17 protein-coding genes and 1 tRNA gene are annotated in these 17,858 nt (G+C 31.2%); 4 read left to right on the top strand and 14 right to left on the bottom strand.

Translation table 11 applies throughout. The annotated features are described in order from the left end of the window. Positions 1 to 201: 201 nt before the first annotated feature. The 3 genes from HMPREF2930_RS11535 (at position 202) to HMPREF2930_RS05225 (ending at position 1,745) form a co-directional block, all read left to right on the top strand. Positions 202 to 372, top strand: a complete 171-nt coding sequence (locus HMPREF2930_RS11535; protein ID WP_002448117.1) for a hypothetical protein — start codon at positions 202 to 204, stop codon at positions 370 to 372. A 273-nt stretch (positions 373 to 645) separates the two neighbouring features. Beyond that, complete coding sequence (locus HMPREF2930_RS05230; RefSeq protein WP_017175910.1) at positions 646 to 1,545, top strand: TIGR01777 family oxidoreductase; 900 nt, start codon at positions 646 to 648, stop codon at positions 1,543 to 1,545. A 17-nt stretch (positions 1,546 to 1,562) separates the two neighbouring features. After that, positions 1,563 to 1,745 carry a hypothetical protein gene (locus HMPREF2930_RS05225; RefSeq protein ID WP_002448125.1) on the top strand — a complete coding sequence of 61 codons (183 nt, stop codon included), beginning with the start codon at positions 1,563 to 1,565 and terminating at the stop codon, positions 1,743 to 1,745. 52 nt (positions 1,746 to 1,797) lie between these two features. On the opposite strand, the gene clpP is transcribed toward HMPREF2930_RS05225, so the two are convergent. Then, positions 1,798 to 2,385: an ATP-dependent Clp endopeptidase proteolytic subunit ClpP gene (gene clpP, locus HMPREF2930_RS05220; protein WP_017175911.1), complete on the bottom strand. Its 588-nt coding sequence runs from the start codon at positions 2,383 to 2,385 to the stop codon at positions 1,798 to 1,800. A gap of 177 nt (positions 2,386 to 2,562) precedes the next feature. Here clpP and HMPREF2930_RS05215 point away from each other — a divergent pair. Then, positions 2,563 to 2,634, top strand: a tRNA-Arg gene (locus HMPREF2930_RS05215). 72 nt (positions 2,635 to 2,706) lie between these two features. On the opposite strand, the gene whiA is transcribed toward HMPREF2930_RS05215, so the two are convergent. From whiA to HMPREF2930_RS05150, 13 genes are all read right to left on the bottom strand, one after another. Further along, positions 2,707 to 3,651: a DNA-binding protein WhiA gene (gene whiA, locus HMPREF2930_RS05210; RefSeq protein WP_017175912.1), complete on the bottom strand. Its 945-nt coding sequence runs from the start codon at positions 3,649 to 3,651 to the stop codon at positions 2,707 to 2,709. A gap of 97 nt (positions 3,652 to 3,748) precedes the next feature. Beyond that, the gene (gene yvcK / locus HMPREF2930_RS05205; RefSeq protein ID WP_017175913.1) at positions 3,749 to 4,735 is read right to left on the bottom strand and encodes a gluconeogenesis factor YvcK family protein; all 987 of its coding nucleotides are present in this window, start codon (positions 4,733 to 4,735) and stop codon (positions 3,749 to 3,751) included. Continuing rightward, on the bottom strand, positions 4,732 to 5,646 hold the full coding sequence (rapZ, locus tag HMPREF2930_RS05200) for an RNase adapter RapZ (protein WP_017175914.1): 915 nt from the start codon (positions 5,644 to 5,646) through the stop codon (positions 4,732 to 4,734). Before rapZ ends, yvcK begins: the two co-directional genes overlap by 4 nt. A gap of 153 nt (positions 5,647 to 5,799) precedes the next feature. Beyond that, positions 5,800 to 6,741: a thioredoxin-disulfide reductase gene (trxB, locus tag HMPREF2930_RS05195; RefSeq protein ID WP_017175915.1), complete on the bottom strand. Its 942-nt coding sequence runs from the start codon at positions 6,739 to 6,741 to the stop codon at positions 5,800 to 5,802. A 63-nt stretch (positions 6,742 to 6,804) separates the two neighbouring features. Continuing rightward, entirely contained in the window at positions 6,805 to 8,244 is a 1,440-nt protein-coding gene (locus HMPREF2930_RS05190) for a tetratricopeptide repeat protein (protein WP_017175916.1), read from the bottom strand. 17 nt (positions 8,245 to 8,261) lie between these two features. Further along, positions 8,262 to 8,741 carry an acyltransferase gene (locus HMPREF2930_RS05185; RefSeq protein WP_017175917.1) on the bottom strand — a complete coding sequence of 160 codons (480 nt, stop codon included), beginning with the start codon at positions 8,739 to 8,741 and terminating at the stop codon, positions 8,262 to 8,264. Further along, positions 8,741 to 9,583, bottom strand: coding sequence for a prolipoprotein diacylglyceryl transferase (gene lgt, locus HMPREF2930_RS05180; protein WP_017175918.1), 843 nt, complete (start codon positions 9,581 to 9,583; stop codon positions 8,741 to 8,743). Before lgt ends, HMPREF2930_RS05185 begins: the two co-directional genes overlap by 1 nt. Positions 9,584 to 9,586: 3 nt before the next feature. Beyond that, on the bottom strand, positions 9,587 to 10,522 hold the full coding sequence (gene hprK / locus HMPREF2930_RS05175; protein ID WP_017175919.1) for an HPr(Ser) kinase/phosphatase: 936 nt from the start codon (positions 10,520 to 10,522) through the stop codon (positions 9,587 to 9,589). Between the two features lie 178 nt (positions 10,523 to 10,700). Next, complete coding sequence (uvrA, locus tag HMPREF2930_RS05170; RefSeq protein ID WP_017175920.1) at positions 10,701 to 13,541, bottom strand: excinuclease ABC subunit UvrA; 2,841 nt, start codon at positions 13,539 to 13,541, stop codon at positions 10,701 to 10,703. A 7-nt stretch (positions 13,542 to 13,548) separates the two neighbouring features. After that, positions 13,549 to 15,534, bottom strand: coding sequence for an excinuclease ABC subunit UvrB (uvrB, locus tag HMPREF2930_RS05165; RefSeq protein ID WP_017175921.1), 1,986 nt, complete (start codon positions 15,532 to 15,534; stop codon positions 13,549 to 13,551). A gap of 267 nt (positions 15,535 to 15,801) precedes the next feature. Then, the gene (locus HMPREF2930_RS05160; RefSeq protein WP_017175922.1) at positions 15,802 to 16,029 is read right to left on the bottom strand and encodes a CsbA family protein; all 228 of its coding nucleotides are present in this window, start codon (positions 16,027 to 16,029) and stop codon (positions 15,802 to 15,804) included. 5 nt (positions 16,030 to 16,034) lie between these two features. Continuing rightward, entirely contained in the window at positions 16,035 to 16,682 is a 648-nt protein-coding gene (locus HMPREF2930_RS05155) for a YfbR-like 5'-deoxynucleotidase (RefSeq protein WP_017175923.1), read from the bottom strand. Positions 16,683 to 16,890: 208 nt separating this feature from the next. Then, positions 16,891 to 17,775, bottom strand: coding sequence for a COG3942 and LysM peptidoglycan-binding domain-containing protein (locus tag HMPREF2930_RS05150; protein WP_017175924.1), 885 nt, complete (start codon positions 17,773 to 17,775; stop codon positions 16,891 to 16,893). Between the last annotated feature and the right edge of the window lie 83 nt (positions 17,776 to 17,858).

Here is a 17,858-nt window from a genome sequence, read left to right as displayed (position 1 = left end):
TTTTTTTTTGACATGGACTCCCTCACTTCTTAATTATCTATTCATCCTTTAATATAGCAATCTATTTTACATTATTTCCTTTTAAAAAAATAAAAAAACACTTAAGTACATATATAAATGAAATACTCATTCAATTATATATGATAACATCATATATAAATAACTACACTATCAATATGATGTAAATTTTGGAGTGACAAAATGAAAAAAGATACTTTTAACACATTATTCAAACATCATTCAAGCAATAAAATTAAATCTATGATGTTAAGTAATGATGATTTTGATGAAAGTAAAAACTCAAAATTTGATATATTTATTGGCATTTTAATTCCTATAATCATATTATTCTTAATCTTATTTATAAAGTAATATAATAGATACTTGAAAGAGAATAGAAAGAAATTAAAATGACTTTTGTTTTGTATATTAGTATATTAAAGGTATAAACATACTTTTAAATATTCTACTATTCTCTATGGCAAATCTACACTTATATTATAGCTAAATTTAGGTAATTTAATGACCGTATTTTCTAAAGTTAATGACATATTATTGAATAAATCTTGAATGCTTTTTGAGCATCTTTCTCTACATTGTCATTAAAAAAATTTATTTTCTTTATAAAAAATGAGGTGTTAGTAAATGAAACAATTTTTAATTACTGGTGGAACTGGAATGGTAGGTAGTCATTTAGTAAATGAAATTAAAAAAAGAGAGGCTCATATTACAATTTTAACTCGTAGTGATAAACAAAGTGATGAGCCTAAGATTACGTATGTTAACTGGTCTAAAAAAGGATGGGAAAATCAAGTACCAGATATTGATATAGTTATTAATTTAGCAGGAGCTACATTAAATAAACGTTGGACATCCTCTTACAAACAAACGATTATGACAAGTCGTATTCAATCGACTGAATCTTTAGTTCATTTATTTGAGCAACGTCAACATAAACCTGAAGTGCTTTTTAATGCCAGTGCTTTGAGTTATTATCCTCCAAGTTTACATCGAACTTATACAGAACAATATCAAACACTTCCTTTTGATTTCCTGTCAGATGTTGTTTATCAATGGGAACGATTTGCTCGTCGTTTCGAAAATTTTGGTACACGTGTTGTATTGGGAAGATTTAGTATGATTTTGTCTTCTGAAGGTGGCGCACTTCAAACGATGAAACTACCATATAAATTCTACGTAGGCGGCAAATTAGGTTCTGGCCGTCAATGGTATTCTTGGATTCACATAGATGACTTAGTGCGTGCGATTTTATTTACAATTGACGAATCAAATGCAAAAGGTCCATTTAATATGGCTTCTCCAATTCCTGAACGTCAAAATTTATTTGGTTATACGCTTGGACGTACGATGCATAAACCACATGAAACATGGGTGCCATCATTCATTATGCGTGCTGTACTAGGAGAAATGTCGACAGTAGTTCTCGATACTCAAAAAGTCTTACCTAATAAATTAGAAGCATTAGGGTTTAATTTTAGATATAATAATTTAAAAGTTGCACTTGAAGACTTAATTAACGAATAATATTTGGAGATTTAGTAATGAATGACAACAAGTTAACGTATATCTTACTACTTATCGCTAGTGTATTTTTAATTTTAAATGGTATCTTTGCTTTCGAAAAGAGTATTATTATGGTACTTTTATCTTTTTTCTTTATTATTATAGGATTATTATTAGGGTTTGTAGCTATACATTATTTATTAAAAACTAAAAAACCATAAAAAAAGGAAGAGCATCAATGCTCTTCCTTTTTTACATGTTAAACAATTCTATTTACATATCTTCAGGTTGCATTACATGATCAATTAAACCATATTCTTTTGCTTCATCAGCAGTTAAGAAGTTATCACGATCAGTATCTTTTTGAATTCTTTCAATACTTTGACCTGTACGTTCAGCTAAAATACGATTCAATTTTTCACGTGTTTTTAAGATATGGTTAGCAGCAATTTCAATTTCAGTCGCTTGACCTTGAGCGCCACCTAATGGTTGATGAATCATAACTTCAGCGTTTGGTAAGGCAAAACGTTTACCTTTTGTACCAGCTGCTAATAAGAATGATCCCATTGATGCAGCCATACCAATACAAATTGTTTGTACATCTGGTTTAATGTGTTGAATTGTATCGTAAATAGCAAATCCTGCTGTTACACTACCACCTGGAGAATTGATGTATAAATAAATATCTTTTTCAGAGTCTTGAGCTTGTAAGAATAATAATTGTGATACAATTGAATTTGCAACATTATCATCAATTGCTGAGCCTAACATAATAATGCGGTCTTTTAATAGACGAGAATAAATATCATAGGCGCGTTCACCGCGATTTGTTGTTTCTATAACTGTAGGAATTAAATTCATTATATTTCCTCCTTGTAATTAACTGTTATATTTATTTTACAACAAAAGTCAAAAATGGTCAAAAATAATACCTTTATATTTATTTGACGTGGCTTTTTATAATTTTATACACTATTCATATATTCAAATTGTACTGTTAATTATATATTTAGTACAGAAATTAGTTTTTATATTATACTCCTCGTAGTGTAATGGATAGCACGTAAGATTCCGGTTCTTAAGATAGAGGTTCGATTCCTCTCGAGGGGACTAATGATTATTAAAAAATAGGATGAAACGTTATATTGATGTTTTATCCTATTTTTTAAAATACATTTTATTTTACAATTCAACTTTTTCTCCATTTCTAATTTTATCAGCGAGTTCATTTAATTTTCGTAAGCGATGATTTACTCCTGATTTAGAAATAGGCCCATTTGATATCATTTCTCCTAATTCTTTCAAAGAAATTTCTTGATGTTCTACTCGTAATTTTGCAATCTCTCTTAAACGATCAGGTAAATTATCTAAACCTATTTCTTCATCAATTAATTGAATGCTTTGTACTTGTTTCATAGCTGCACTCACAGTTTTATTTAAATTAGCTGTTTCACAATTTACTAATCTATTGACAGAGTTTCTCATATCTCTCACTATTCTTACATCTTCAAATTTTAATAGTGCTTGGTACCCCCCTATCAAACTTAAAAACTCAGAAATTTTCTCCGCTTCTTTCAAATAAGAAATACTTCCTTTTTTTCGTTCTAAATGCTTAGCATTCAGTCCATAACTGTTCATTAGTTTAGTTAATCCCTCAGCATGTCCTTCATATTGAGAAAAAATTTCTAAATGGTAGGAAGAGGTTTCTGGATTATTTACTGATCCACCCGCTAAAAATGCCCCTCTTAAATAGCTTCTACGCATTTCATCATCTTTAATTATACTCGCATCAATGTCATGAACGAAAATACCATTTTTTAAAATACCTAATTTATCAAGTATTTCTTTAGCACGTACTTTAGTTCGACAAATGTAGATATTATTCTTTTTTAATTTCATTTTTTTTCGTACTAAAATTTCTACTTCGACATTAAAAATACGCTTAATTAATGAATATATTCTTCGAGCCGTAGTCGCATTTTCAGTTTGAACATTAATTACAAATTGTTGATTAGATAAACTGAGTGCACCGTTCATCCGAATCAAAGCGCTAAGTTCAGCTTTAGCATTACTTTCATCGACTTCAATGCGGGTCAATTCATTTTTCATATCTGATGCAAAACTCATTGATGCTCCCTCCTTTTCTCATCATCATTATTATATGTAATTAACATCTCAAAATATATAACACTCTATATCAAATTATTTTTAAATTCATTAAAATTTATTTTTTAGGTTTAAATTGAATTGTACTTGTTAATTCAAGTGCTAAATCATATACAAGTTTAGCAAGTACCTTTGTATTATGACGAACAAAGACATGGTCATAAATTTCTACAAGATTTTTAGAAGTAATCATTTTAATATGATTTTCTGTTAATTTTATTTTATTCGTACTTACAGGATGAGCATTACGTTCTTTATATCGTTGAAGAATCTGTTCATCAAATGCATCATTACTACAAATAACATAATCAATAAATGGTTCACCAGCATGTTGATGAATAGCTTTAACATGATCGTAGACATCATAATCATTTGTTTCTCCTGGTTGAGTCATAATATTAGAAATGTATAATTTCGGTGCTTGTGAACTTATGATTGCTTTAGAAATACCTTCAATACACAAATTTGAAATTACACTTGTATACAGTGAACCAGGACCTAGAACAATTAAATCCGCTTCTTGTAAAGCATCAACGGCTTCCTGCATGGGTTCTACATTAGATGGTTCTAAATAGACACGTCGAATTTTTTTATTTTTTTTAGGTATTTTAGATTCACCTTTAACAATCTCACCATCTTCTAAAACAGCATTTAACATAACATTAGTATTAGTAGATGGAATCACTTTTCCTTTAATGTTTAAAATTTTACTTAATTCTTTCACTGCATGACCAAAGTCATTTTTTATATTTGTAAGTGCTGCAAGTAATAAATTACCTAATGAGTGACCTTCAATTTGATGTTCTTCAAAACGATACTGAAATAATTCTTCTAGAATTGGTTCTGCATCACTTAGCGCTGCAATGACATTTCTAATATCTCCTGGAGCAGGAATAGACATTTCATCTCTAATTTTACCTGTACTACCACCATCATCTGCAACTGTAACAATAGCAGTAATATCTATTGGATATTCTCGTAACCCTCTAGCTAGTACTGAGAGTCCTGTGCCTCCTCCGATTAGTACTACTTTCAACTGTTTCATTTCTTCACGCCACTTTCAATATGTGCATCTCTATGATGAACATACACATTATAATCAAATATATCATTTAACTCTTCTCCGATACGTTTAGCTAAGGCTACAGAGCGATGTTGTCCGCCAGTACAACCTATTGCTATAACCAGTTGTGATTTACCCTCTTTTTTATAGCCTGGAATCATAAAAATAAGTAAATCCATTAGTTTTTCAAAGAAAGTTTCAGTTTCTTTCCATTTCATCACATAATTATAAACTGCTTCATCTTCTCCAGTCATCGGTCTCAAGTCTTCAACATAATATGGATTAGGCAAAAAGCGTACATCGAATACTAAATCAGCATCTTTCTGAATACCATGTTTAAATCCAAAACTAGTTACATTAATACTAAATGAATTCATTTTTTCATCGGCGAAATGACGTTTGATTCTTTCTTTTAATTCTTTAGGCTTTAACTCTGTAGTATCAATAATATAATTCGCTATTGATCTAATATTTGAAAGTAATTGTTGTTCTTCTAGAATTGAATCAATTAAAGACATTTGACCATTTTGATTTAAAGGGTGCGCTCTACGTGATTCTTTATATCTAGAAATTAATTTTTCAGTTGTAGCTTCTAAAAACATAACATCTACAATAACATCATTTCTCGTTTTAATTACATCAATTTCATCTATAAGTGATTTAAATAACTCTTTTCCTCTTAAATCAATTGCAATTGCTACTTTTTGAAGTGAAGGGTTACCTTGCTCCATTAACTCCACAAGTTTAGGTAGTAATATAGGTGGTAAATTATCTACACAGAAAAAGCCAATATCTTCTAAACATTGAATAACTAATGATTTACCAGCGCCAGACAATCCTGTAACAACTAATAGTTCACTTTTGCTCATTTCATCATTTATTTGATTAACCATTCTAAGCACCATCCATTTAAGCATACATGTATTTATATAACATCATAGCATATATTTTTACCTTGCTAACAATTTGTATCGACTTTACTGCTAAGAAAAAAGCTAGTAATAATACTTCTATCAGAAGTGATTATTCTAGCTTTAATTAATCCCTTAAGCTTCTTCTTTATCTTTTAATTCTTCGATATAATCAATTGCACTTTGTGCAGCAATACTACCATCACCTGTAGCAGTTACGATTTGACGTAATCCTTTATCTCTCACGTCTCCAGCTGCAAAAATCCCTGGTACAGAAGTAGTCATATCATCTTTTGTAATAATATAACCCATATCATTTGTAATACCTAAGTTATTAAATGGTGCTGTTAAAGGTTTCATCCCAATATAAATAAATACACCGTCTGCATCTAACGTTTGTTCAGACGCATCTTTTGTTGAAACTAACGTTACAGATCCAACTTTTCCATCTTTTTCATTAATTGATTTCAAAGTGTGACTCCAAATAAAATCAATTTTTTCATTTTTAAATGCACGATCTTGTAGAATTTTTTGGGCTCTTAATTCGTCTCTTCGGTGAACAATTGTTACTTTATCAGCGAATTTAGTAAGGAATGCGCCCTCTTCTACCGCTGAATCGCCTCCACCAATAACAAATATATTTTTGTTTTTAAAGAATGCACCATCACATACTGCACAATAACTTACGCCACGGCCACCTAATTCTTGTTCACCAGGAACACCAATTTTTTTATATTCTGCACCTGTTGAAATAATCACTGCTCTAGCTGTTATAGTTTTATTTCCTAGATTAATCACTTTGTGATCGCCATTATCTTCAATTGATTTGATATCTCCATATTGATAAGAAGCACCAAATTTTTTCGCATGTTCAAACATTTTTGTTGATAAATCTGGACCTGTAATCATTTCAAACCCTGGAAAATTTTCAACTTCTTCCGTATTTGCCATTTGTCCTCCAGGCATACCACGTTCAATCATCACTGTATTTAGATTTGCACGTGATGCATAAACTGCAGCAGTCATTCCAGCTGGTCCAGCCCCAATTATCGCAACATCAAAATCTACTTCGTTCATTTTTATACCTCCTACGTTTATATTAATACGCGCATTATATAGTATTATTTGCTTTTCATAAATTTATATGCTCAATAATTTATCAATTGCGTTATCTAATTTATATCTTGTAGTATTAAAAATTTCAATGATTTTCTTTTTAGTTATACGCTTTTTATGATAACGGTAATATAAATAAACATGTGCCGCAATATATCTATTTAACTCTTTAAAATTAACGCCTTCAACGATTAAAGCTTCTCCTTTATCAATCCAACTGACAAATAATTCTGTATCAAACGATAGTTCTTCAACGTCATACATTTTCTTTAATCCTTTATGAATAAAATCAAGCTTATTTAAATGTAATCCTTGAACTAAGTAAGTTAAATATAACTTTTCATAGTCATTCATGTTTTCCAATACTGACCAAATGTCTTCAGTCATTAGTATTTCTTTTCCGTTTAACTGATTTAATAAAAATACGCCATATAATCGATAATGACTGTCATCATCTAATAATAAAGGTAATATTTTTTGTTCAAATGTATATTTACTTTCTTCTAATACCCATGGGGCATATCCAACATCTACTTCAGAAATTTGCAATAATTTATCCCAAAATAATTTACTTTGTTTTTTATTTCCTAAGTAATAATAGTTATAGCTTAAAGCATTAAACATTTGAATTGAAACAAACTTACCCTTTTTATATAAAGGTAATAAAAGTTGTTGAGACGCTTTGTACTGTTTGAGATAACTTAGTACAATACCTAACTTAAAACTTTCATCTTCGTTCATCGGCATCACTTTATTTAATATTTTTATATATTTGTGATACTTCTCTGTTTCATTAGTATTATATAATAGCAATGTATAATGACAGAGTGCATGTACATCCGAGTTATCTTCAGCAAGCAATGTTTCGAATAATTCTTTAGCAATCTCATATTCACTCAAATAAAGATAACACATTGCTAGTAAATTTCTAATAACGCGATGCGACTGAATATCATCGTTTTGTTTTAAAATATACGTTCGTGCTTCTTGTAAACGTCCTTGAGCGAATAAATATTGAAATAATAATTGAACTGCAAATAATTGTGCTTCCATTTCAATTTTATTTTCTTCAATATAAGAAACTTCGAACATTTTTTCTAATTCTTCTCTAAAAGAATCATCATTTGATAAAACTACATAATTAATACCAAACAAGAAGGCCTTGTTTGGCTCGTTAAGTTTAATATTCAGTTGACTCAATTGATAATAACTTTCTGCTACATTATGATCATTTATAATGCTTTCATAAAACATTTTTTCTGCTTTTTTATTCAAATTCAATTCATTTAAACAATCGGCATACTTAAGTCTTATATCAAAATCTTCAGGTGACAAATCTAGCACATTTCTATAATATTCAGCTGCTTTTCTATAATCTCTCTGTTTATATTTTTGATCTGCCATCTTTCGATAAAAATTCTCATCAAAAGTCATTGGAATAATTTTTTGTTCCTTTCGTGCCATGCTTTGTCACCACTTTCTTATTTATTATGAATTTGCATGGGGTTTCCAAAAGCAATAGTATCATCGGGAACATCTTTAGAGACGATAGTACCTGCTTTAATTATAACGTTATGACCGATTTTCACCCCAGGTAAAATGGTCACATTTGCTCCAATTAAAGTATGAGAACCAATGTCCACTCGTCCATAACGATACTCATTTACTAAAATTTCATGCGTTAATATTGTTGTATTATAACCAATAACAGTATTACTGCCAATAGATATTAACTGGGGATGAAAAATATCAGGCATTACCTTATAGGCAAATGCAGTTCGTTCCCCAATTGACATCTTCAAGAAATGAATATAAATATAACGTTTTACATTTAAAAAAGGAATAAAGCGACTTATTTCTATTATTACTGTATTTTTTAACACTTTAGAAAAACGAACAAATTGGTAAATGCGCCATAAGGGATTCATCGACTGTGTATTAATAATAGTTAATCGTCTCATTATTTTACCTTCACTCTTGAATTCCAAGTTAATGGTCCAGCATTTTTATAAATAACTGGTTGATGTTTGATTCGACGATAGATAATTAAAATAATACCCATAATCATTAAAATAACTGAAACAAGTTGAGCTACGCGAATATGACTTGTTAACATTAAACTGTCTGTTCTTAATCCTTCAATAAAGAAGCGTCCTATTGAATACCAAATGAGGTATAATGAAAATGTTTCTCCAACACGTAGATGCTTTCTAAGGGTAATTAATATAATAAATCCAAGTATATCCCAAATAGATTCATATAAAAAAGTAGGATGATAGTATACACCTTCAATATACATATTTCGAATAATAAATTCTGGAATATGCATGCTTTCTAGAAATGTTCTTGATACCGGTCCACCATGAGCTTCATGATTCATAAAATTGCCCCATCGCCCTATACCTTGAGCTAATATAATACTTGGCGCAACAATGTCTCCAATTTGAAAAGGATTAAGATTTTTCAATTTACATAGAATAATTCCAGTAATAAAGCCACCTATTAATCCACCGTGAATAGCTATCCCGCCATGCCAAATTTTAGGTATTTCTGATGGATTTTCCATATAATAAGGCCATTGAAATATAACAAAATAAATTCTTGCAACTAGAAATCCGAAAATTGCACAATAAAAGATAATATCTACTAATGTATCTTTATGTAATCCTATAGATTTCAAGCTTTCTTGAGCAATAAAATATCCTATTAATATTCCTACTGCAATAATAATTCCATACCATTTTATCGATAAAGGACCTATATTGATAGCAGTAGGATTGATATAATTCAAATTAAAAAGCATATACTATTTCCCTTCATTCTGATTCCCATTCTTGATAATTTCTTCATTCAAACGTTGATTAAATTCTTCAGCTGTATTAATACCCATGATATTTAAACGATAATTCATTGCAGCTACTTCTATAATAACAGCAACGTTTCTTCCTGGTCTTACAGGGATTGTTTTTTTAGTTATTTCTGTATCTAAAATCTTTAATGTTTCTTCATTTAATCCAACGCGATCATATAATTTATTCTTATCCCAATTTTCAAGATTTATATTTAACCGTATTTGTTTTTGGGTTAGAATTGACCCCGCTCCAAATAAAGTCATGACATTGATAATTCCTAGTCCACGTATTTCTAATAAATGTTCAATTAACTTAGGTGGTGTACCAACCAATTCGTCTTTCGTAATTTCACGGATTTCAACATTATCGTCTGCTACTAAACGATGACCTCGCTTTACTAATTCTAATGCTGTTTCACTTTTCCCGATGCCAGAGTCTCCTGTAATTAATACTCCTACACCATATACGTCTACTAAAACACCGTGTAGAGAGGTCGTTTTAGCTAACTCATGTTCTAAAAATGTCGTTAATCGACTCATTAAACTTGTTGTAGCATCTTTAGAAACAATCAAAGGTGTATCCATTTCTTGAGCCGCTTCAATCAGTTCTTGAGGTGGCTCTAATCCTCTTGTCACAATAATTGCTGGCGTTTCAGGACGACATAATTTTCTCATTCGTCCCCGTCTTTCTTCATCTGGTAATAAATTGTAAAATGATAATTCAGTGGTACCTAATAATTGAATACGATTTGCTGCATAATGAGAAAAATAACCTGCCATTTCTAAACCAGGTCTAGAAATATCAATGTTTTTAATCGTTTTATTTAATCCTTTTTCTCCAGTAAATAGCTTCAGTTTTAATACTTTAACCAATCTATCTGTCGTTAACATGAGTTCACCTCAAAATTCCCTTGAATTAATTCATCTCTTATCATATCAAAAATATAACAATATGTTATATAAAAAAGGAGTAGAAAATGATTTTTCTACTCCTTTTTTCAAAATCAGTAAAATGATATTCTACTTCATTTGTACTCTAAAAAAACACTATCGCACATTAAATGCTATTTTATTCATCTCGCACTTTATCACGTTCTAACACTGTTTTTAAATACTTACCAGTATAAGAAGCTCCCACACTTGCAATGTCTTCTGGCGTTCCAGTTGCAACGATAGTACCGCCACCTTCGCCACCTTCTGGTCCTAAATCTATAATATAATCTGCTGTTTTAATAACATCTAAATTATGTTCAATAATAACCACTGTATCTCCATTTTCCACAAGGCGATTTAATACTTTTAATAATCGACTGATATCGTCAACATGAAGACCTGTAGTAGGTTCATCTAAGATATAAATTGAGCGTCCTGTAGAACGTTTGTGTAATTCTGAAGCCAGTTTCACACGTTGTGCTTCTCCACCAGAAAGTGTGGTTGCTTGTTGTCCTAAAGTAATATAGCCTAATCCTACATCTACAAGTGTTTGTAATTTTCTATGAATTTTAGGAATATTTTCAAAGAAATAAGTCGCTTCTTCTACTGTCATTGCTAATACATCTGCAATATTTTTCCCTTTATATGTGACTTCTAAAGTTTCTCTATTGTATCGTTTGCCATCACACACTTCGCATGGAACATATACATCTGGTAAGAAGTGCATTTCTATTTTAATGATGCCATCGCCTTTACAAGCTTCACAACGACCGCCTTTAACATTAAAACTAAAGCGTCCTTTTTGATATCCTCTAATTTTAGCTTCATTCGTTTGAGCAAAAACATCTCTAATGTCATCAAATACACCTGTATATGTCGCCGGGTTAGAACGTGGTGTTCTTCCTATAGGTGATTGATCAATATCTATAATCTTATCTAATTGATCAATACCTTTAATTTCCTCATGCTCTCCAGGTTTAACTTTAGAATTATTAATTGTTTGAGCTAATGATTTATATAACACTTCATTAACTAATGAACTTTTACCTGATCCAGAAACACCTGTTACAACCGTCATTACAGACAATGGAATATCTACATCAACATCTTTTAAATTATTACTTTTTGCACCTTTTATTGATATTTTACGATTCGTGATTTCTCTGCGATGTTCCGGTACGTCAATACGTTTTTTACCGCTCAAGTATTGACCTGTTAAGGATTTCTTGTCTTTCATTACCTTTTTAGGAGTCCCACTTGAGACAATTTCGCCGCCATGGTTACCTGCACCAGGTCCGACATCAACAAGGTAATCTGCTGCTCTCATCGTATCATCATCATGTTCAACGACAATGAGTGTGTTACCTAAATCTCTCATCTCTTTTAATGTATTGATTAAACGATCATTATCGCGTTGATGTAACCCGATAGAAGGTTCGTCTAATACATAAAGCACACCTGTCAATCGTGATCCAATTTGAGTAGCAAGACGAATACGTTGTGCTTCTCCACCTGATAATGTTCCTGAAGAACGATTCAGTGTTAAATAATCAAGGCCTACATTATTTAAAAATGTTAATCTTGAAATAATCTCAATTAAAATTTGTTTAGCAATCGCTTTGTCTTGCTCTGATAACTCTATATTCTCATAAAATTTGAGTGCATTTTTAATTGAATATTCTACAACTTCGCCAATATTGTATCCACCAACATATACTGAAAGTGCTTCTTTACTTAAACGTTTACCGTGACATGTTTCACATGGAAGTTCAGTCATATATCTACTCATCATTTCACGTGTATATTCTGATGGTGATTCGTGATAACGTCGATCTATATTAGGGACTACGCCTTCAAATTTCATTTTTCTACGACGTGTGCCTCCATTTCGACTATGAAATGAAAACTCAATTTCTTTGTCGCCTGACCCATTCATAAGAATATCTTTTTGTCTATCAGTCAATTTTTTATATGGCTTATCCATATTAATTTTATAAACTTCACATACTCGTTTTAATAATGTTGGATAAAAGTCGGAACTTGTAGGCTCCCAGGGTTCAATCGCACCTTCATTTAAAGTTTTATTAGTATCAGGAACAACCAAATCTAGATCTACTGTAAGTCTTTGACCTAATCCATCACATGTTGGACAAGCACCGAATGGGCTATTAAAACTAAACATTCTAGGTTCTAATTCACCTATAGAAAATCCACAAATTGGACAAGCATGATTTTCAGAGAATTTGAGATCTTCTCCACCAATGACATCAACAGTAAGGTTTCCTTCACCTAGCTCTAAACTTGTTTCTATTGAATCTGCTAATCTTGTTTCTATTCCTGATTTTACAACTAAACGATCTACAACTACTTCAATAGTATGATTTTTATTTTTATCTAGTGCAGGAACCTCGTTTACATCGACCACTTCACCATTGACACGTAATCTGACATATCCCTTTTTGCCAATATCTTCAATTAATTTTTCATGGCTCCCTTTTCTATGTGAAACTAAAGGAGCTAAAATTTGAATTTTAGTTCTTTCTTCTAATTCTAATATACGATCTACCATTTGCTGGACGGTTTGCGATTCAATTTCGATTCCATGATATGGACAAAATGCTTTCCCCACACGTGCATATAATAATCGAATGTAATCATATATTTCAGTCACAGTAGCTACTGTAGAACGCGGGTTTTTACTTGTCGTTTTTTGGTCAATTGAAATTGCAGGTGATAGTCCTTCAATGGTATCAACATCTGGCTTATCCATTTGTCCTAAAAATTGTCGTGCGTAGGCACTTAACGATTCTACATAGCGACGTTGTCCTTCAGCATATATTGTGTCAAATGCAAGTGATGATTTTCCCGACCCAGAGAGACCAGTCATCACTATAAGTTTGTTCTTTGGTAACTCAATATCGATATCTTTTAAGTTATGTGCTCTTGCACCTTTAACTACGATACTTGGACCTTTCATGTAATAATCACCCTTCTGCTTTTAGTTCAAATAACATATCTCTCAATTCTGTTGCTCTTTCAAAGTCTAAATCTTTAGCTGCTTTTTTCATTTCTTTTTCAATATTTTCAATTGTTTTCTGACGTTCTTTCTTTGTCATTTTCTTAGGTACTTCAGTTTGTTGCTTTTCATTTGTTTCATCATTATCCACTGTTGCACTAATGACATCATGTATTTTTTTATTGATTGTTTTAGGAGTAATACCATATTTTTCGTTATGTGCCATTTGTATTTCTCGACGACGCTGTGTTTCATCAATTGCGTACTGCATAGAGTCTGTTATCTTATCGGCATACATGATAACTTCTCCTTTATCGTTACGTGCAGCACGTCCGATAGTTTGAATAAGTGAACGATTTGAACGTAAAAATCCTTCTTTATCTGCATCTAAAATAACTACTAACGACACTTCAGGTATATCAATACCCTCTCTAAGCAAATTGATACCTACTACAGCATCATATGTGCCCATTCTTAAATCACGTATAATTTCTATACGTTCAAGTGTTTTGATTTCAGAATGAAGATAATTCACTTTAATTCCTGCCTCTTTCATATATGTTGTCAAATCTTCACTCATTTTTTTAGTTAAGGTTGTGACAAGTACACGTTCATTCCTATCAATTCTTTCTTGAATTTCACTGAGTAAATCATCAATTTGATTCTTCGTAGGTCGAACATCAATTTTAGGATCTAATAAACCAGTTGGTCGAATAATTTGTTCTACCATTTTATCAGTATGTTCAATTTCATATGGACCAGGTGTTGCTGAAACATAAACGAGCTGTTTAGTTTTTTGTTCAAATTCTTCAAATTTAAGCGGACGGTTATCCATAGCACTTGGTAAACGGAAACCATGATCTACGAGTACTTTTTTACGTGCTTGGTCTCCATTAAACATACCTCTAATTTGTGGTAACGTCACGTGCGACTCATCTATCATTACAAGCCAATCATCACCAAAATAATCAAGTAAAGTATAAGGTGTGGAACCAAGTGGTCTTAATGTTAAATGAACAGAATAATTCTCTATTCCAGAACAAAAGCCCATCTCTCTCATCATTTCTAAGTCATAATTTGTACGTTGTTCTAGACGTTGTGCTTCTAATAATCTATTTTCAGCTTTCAATTCTTTTAATCGCTCTTCAAGTTCTTTTTCAATACGTTCAATAGCGACTTTCATTTTTTCTTCTCTAGTAACAAAGTGGGAAGCAGGGAATATAGCAAAATGTTCTCTTTCACGTATCACTTCACCAGTTAGATAATTTACTTCTCTGATTCTATCAACTTCATCGCCAAAGAATTCTACTCGGATACACATTTCTTCCCTTGAAGCAGGAAAGATTTCTACAACATCTCCTCTTACTCTAAATGTACCACGTTGAAAATCGATATCGTTTCTTGAATATTGAACATCGACTAATTTTCGAAGAAGCTCACTTCTATCCATTTCCATCCCTACTCGAACGCTAACAACTAAATCTTTGTATTCTTCTGGATTACCTAAACCATAAATACAACTTACACTTGCAATAATAATCACATCATCACGTTCGAATAAAGCACTTGTAGCTGAATGTCGTAACTGATCGATTTCATCGTTAATTGAGGCGTCTTTTTCGATAAATGTATCCGTTGATGGCACATATGCTTCAGGTTGATAATAATCGTAGTAACTTACGAAATATTCTACCCTATTTTCAGGAAAAAACTCTTTAAATTCACTATACAATTGACCTGCTAACGTTTTATTATGCGCTATAATTAATGTAGGTTTTCCAACTTCTTTAATTACATTACTCATGGTAAATGTTTTACCAGTACCCGTTGCACCAAGTAATGTTTGATGACGTTTACCAGCTTTAACACCTTCAACAATTTTTTTTATGGCTTGAGGCTGGTCCCCTTGTGGTTCAAATTCAGAATTTAATTTAAAAGGATGATGTTCTACCATTCTTTCAAGCGCCTCCTCAGTTTATTTTATTAAATGTTTATTTCAGTAAAAATAAAATTATTTATACTTATCTTAACAAAAAAGCGAATAAAAAAACAAACGTTTGTTCGCTTACGTTTGCCATCACTTTTTATACATATATAAAAGATGAGACACAAATATAAATTCACTTCTATATTTATGCCTCATCTTAATATGTTGACGTATTTTTATTAGATATGTATTAATAATATAAAACAAATGGTATCGTACTGCAATTTTTTTAGCTTAGTCTTGATGTTTGTGAAATTCTAAATTATCAATAATCACATAACCAGCTAGGATAGATACTACATCTAAAAATATAATCCATTCATTATGAAAAAATCCTTTATACACTGAAGCGGCAATTAATATCAATGTTACAATGACGCCTACCCATTTGCTTCTGGTAATTACACTGAATAAAATAACTAAGATACATGGAAAGAAGGCAGCTAAAGTATACCATATCATTATATTCACTCATTTCGTCTTCGTCGTTCTAAGATTGACATTGTTGTTTCACGTAGTTCAGCACGAGGAATAAAGTTTTCCGTAAGCATTTCCGGTATAACGTGATCGATAAAATCTTGTACTGAACTTAAATGATCAAACTGCATTATTGTTTCTAGGCTATGTTCATAGATTTCAAAAAACAGATCTTCCGGATTACGTTTTTGAATTTCACCAAACGTTTCATATAATAAATCAATTTTATCAGCTACTGATAAAATTTGGCCTTCTAAAGAATCATCTTTTCCCTCTTGAAGTCTTTTACGATAAATATCTTGGTATGGCTTCGGAATTTCTTCATTAATGAACGTATCTACCATTTCTTCTTCGACTTGGGAAAATAACATTTTTAATTCTCTGCTTGCATATTTAACTGGTGTCTTAATATCCCCTGTAAATACTTCTGCAAAATCATGGTTAAGGGCTTTTTCATACAAACTTTTCCAATCAATTGAATTACCATGATATTCTTCAACTGTTGCTAAGTATTGAGCTATTTTAGTCACTTTAAATGAATGTGCTGCAACATTATGCTCAAAATATTTGAATTTTCCTGGCAATCTTATTAATTTTTCAAGATCAGATAAACGTTTAAAGTATTGATGAACCCCCATAATGCGGTTATACCTCCTTATATTATTAAATAGAAATTATACTTGTATTTATTATATCAATCAATCGTTTAGTAAAAATTTTTAATTGTGATAATTTCGTAACTTTTATTTCTTCTTTTAAATAATACATTGCATTATTAATAACTAAAAAACATCAACAAAACATAAGCTTTGTTGATGTTTTAACATTATAAATCCTTTGAAAAATTTAATGTATAAAATTATAACTAGACGAATTATAAATTGTTCTATTTGTAACATCATTGAAATGACCATTCCAATTCATTTCTGAAACGTAAAACGAACCATCATTATTCACACGTTCTACGATACCTACGTGACCATAGTAACCCGCTGATGTTTGGAAAACCGCTCCTACTTCAGGACGATGATCGACCACTAAACCAGCATTTCTAGCTGAGCTTGCCCAATTATTTGCATTTCCCCAATAGCTCCCTACTGAACGTCCTAATTGTTGTCTACGATCAAATGCATAATATGTACAGTTACCAAAATAATAATGATTACCTTGGTTATTTAAAGCGCTATTATTATAATATACTGGTGCACTGATTGTTTCTGTATTGTCATTACTACTAGTAACATATGATGGAGACGCTACATACGGCGTAGTTTCAGCGCTATTATAACTTAATGGTGCAGTTTCACTTGAATAAGGCGTAGCATATACACTACTATCACTTATCAAGTGACTTTCTAATGTTGCTGAACCTTTGTCACTTACTGCGATTAAATCACCAGGATGAATTAACGGTTTTACTCCTGGATTAAATGCATATAATTCATCTAATGTTAAATGATGAGCTTTCGCAATTTTGTTTAATGTATCACCAGATTTAACTTCAACAATATCTTTATCAGGTACAACTATTGAAACATCTTTTTCAACTTCATCATTACCTATATGATTTAATTTTTTTATCTCATCTGCAGTTGTAGAAAATTGTTGTGCCACTGCTTCTACATTTGTTTTTTCTTTAACAATGTGTGTTTGTTGTGCATGTGCTAACGTATTTAAACCTGTAATTGCTGCAATTGAAGCAAATGTTACAGTTATTGATTTTTTTAACATGTTGTCATTCCTTTGCTGTAGTGTATTCTTGTTCATTAATACTTTAGCATAAACAACATTAAAAAAGAGGAATGTTAAAACCT

The organism is Staphylococcus sp. HMSC068C09 (genome assembly GCF_001813735.1).
Lineage (GTDB): Bacteria > Bacillota > Bacilli > Staphylococcales > Staphylococcaceae > Staphylococcus > Staphylococcus hominis.
Note: the sequence above shows the minus strand (reverse complement) of the source record. Positions and strands in the feature narration are given on the sequence as shown.

Bases quoted from the DNA above. Each gene is read 5' to 3' on its own strand.
- lgt (WP_017175918.1), bottom strand. From the start codon at position 9,583: ATGCTTTTTAATTTGAATTATATCAATCCTACTGCTATCAATATAGGT.
- HMPREF2930_RS05185 (WP_017175917.1), bottom strand. From the start codon at position 8,741: ATGAGACGATTAACTATTATTAATACACAGTCGATGAATCCCTTATGG.
- uvrA (WP_017175920.1), bottom strand. From the start codon at position 13,541: ATGAAAGGTCCAAGTATCGTAGTTAAAGGTGCAAGAGCACATAACTTA.
- rapZ (WP_017175914.1), bottom strand. From the start codon at position 5,646: ATGGTTAATCAAATAAATGATGAAATGAGCAAAAGTGAACTATTAGTT.
- HMPREF2930_RS05160 (WP_017175922.1), bottom strand. From the start codon at position 16,029: ATGATATGGTATACTTTAGCTGCCTTCTTTCCATGTATCTTAGTTATT.
- yvcK (WP_017175913.1), bottom strand. From the start codon at position 4,735: ATGAAACAGTTGAAAGTAGTACTAATCGGAGGAGGCACAGGACTCTCA.
- whiA (WP_017175912.1), bottom strand. From the start codon at position 3,651: ATGAGTTTTGCATCAGATATGAAAAATGAATTGACCCGCATTGAAGTC.
- HMPREF2930_RS05225 (WP_002448125.1), top strand. From the start codon at position 1,563: ATGAATGACAACAAGTTAACGTATATCTTACTACTTATCGCTAGTGTA.
- HMPREF2930_RS05150 (WP_017175924.1), bottom strand. From the start codon at position 17,775: ATGTTAAAAAAATCAATAACTGTAACATTTGCTTCAATTGCAGCAATT.
- uvrB (WP_017175921.1), bottom strand. From the start codon at position 15,534: ATGGTAGAACATCATCCTTTTAAATTAAATTCTGAATTTGAACCACAA.
- HMPREF2930_RS05155 (WP_017175923.1), bottom strand. From the start codon at position 16,682: ATGGGGGTTCATCAATACTTTAAACGTTTATCTGATCTTGAAAAATTA.
- trxB (WP_017175915.1), bottom strand. From the start codon at position 6,741: ATGAACGAAGTAGATTTTGATGTTGCGATAATTGGGGCTGGACCAGCT.
- clpP (WP_017175911.1), bottom strand. From the start codon at position 2,385: ATGAATTTAATTCCTACAGTTATAGAAACAACAAATCGCGGTGAACGC.
- HMPREF2930_RS05190 (WP_017175916.1), bottom strand. From the start codon at position 8,244: ATGGCACGAAAGGAACAAAAAATTATTCCAATGACTTTTGATGAGAAT.
- HMPREF2930_RS05230 (WP_017175910.1), top strand. From the start codon at position 646: ATGAAACAATTTTTAATTACTGGTGGAACTGGAATGGTAGGTAGTCAT.
- hprK (WP_017175919.1), bottom strand. From the start codon at position 10,522: ATGTTAACGACAGATAGATTGGTTAAAGTATTAAAACTGAAGCTATTT.
- HMPREF2930_RS11535 (WP_002448117.1), top strand. From the start codon at position 202: ATGAAAAAAGATACTTTTAACACATTATTCAAACATCATTCAAGCAAT.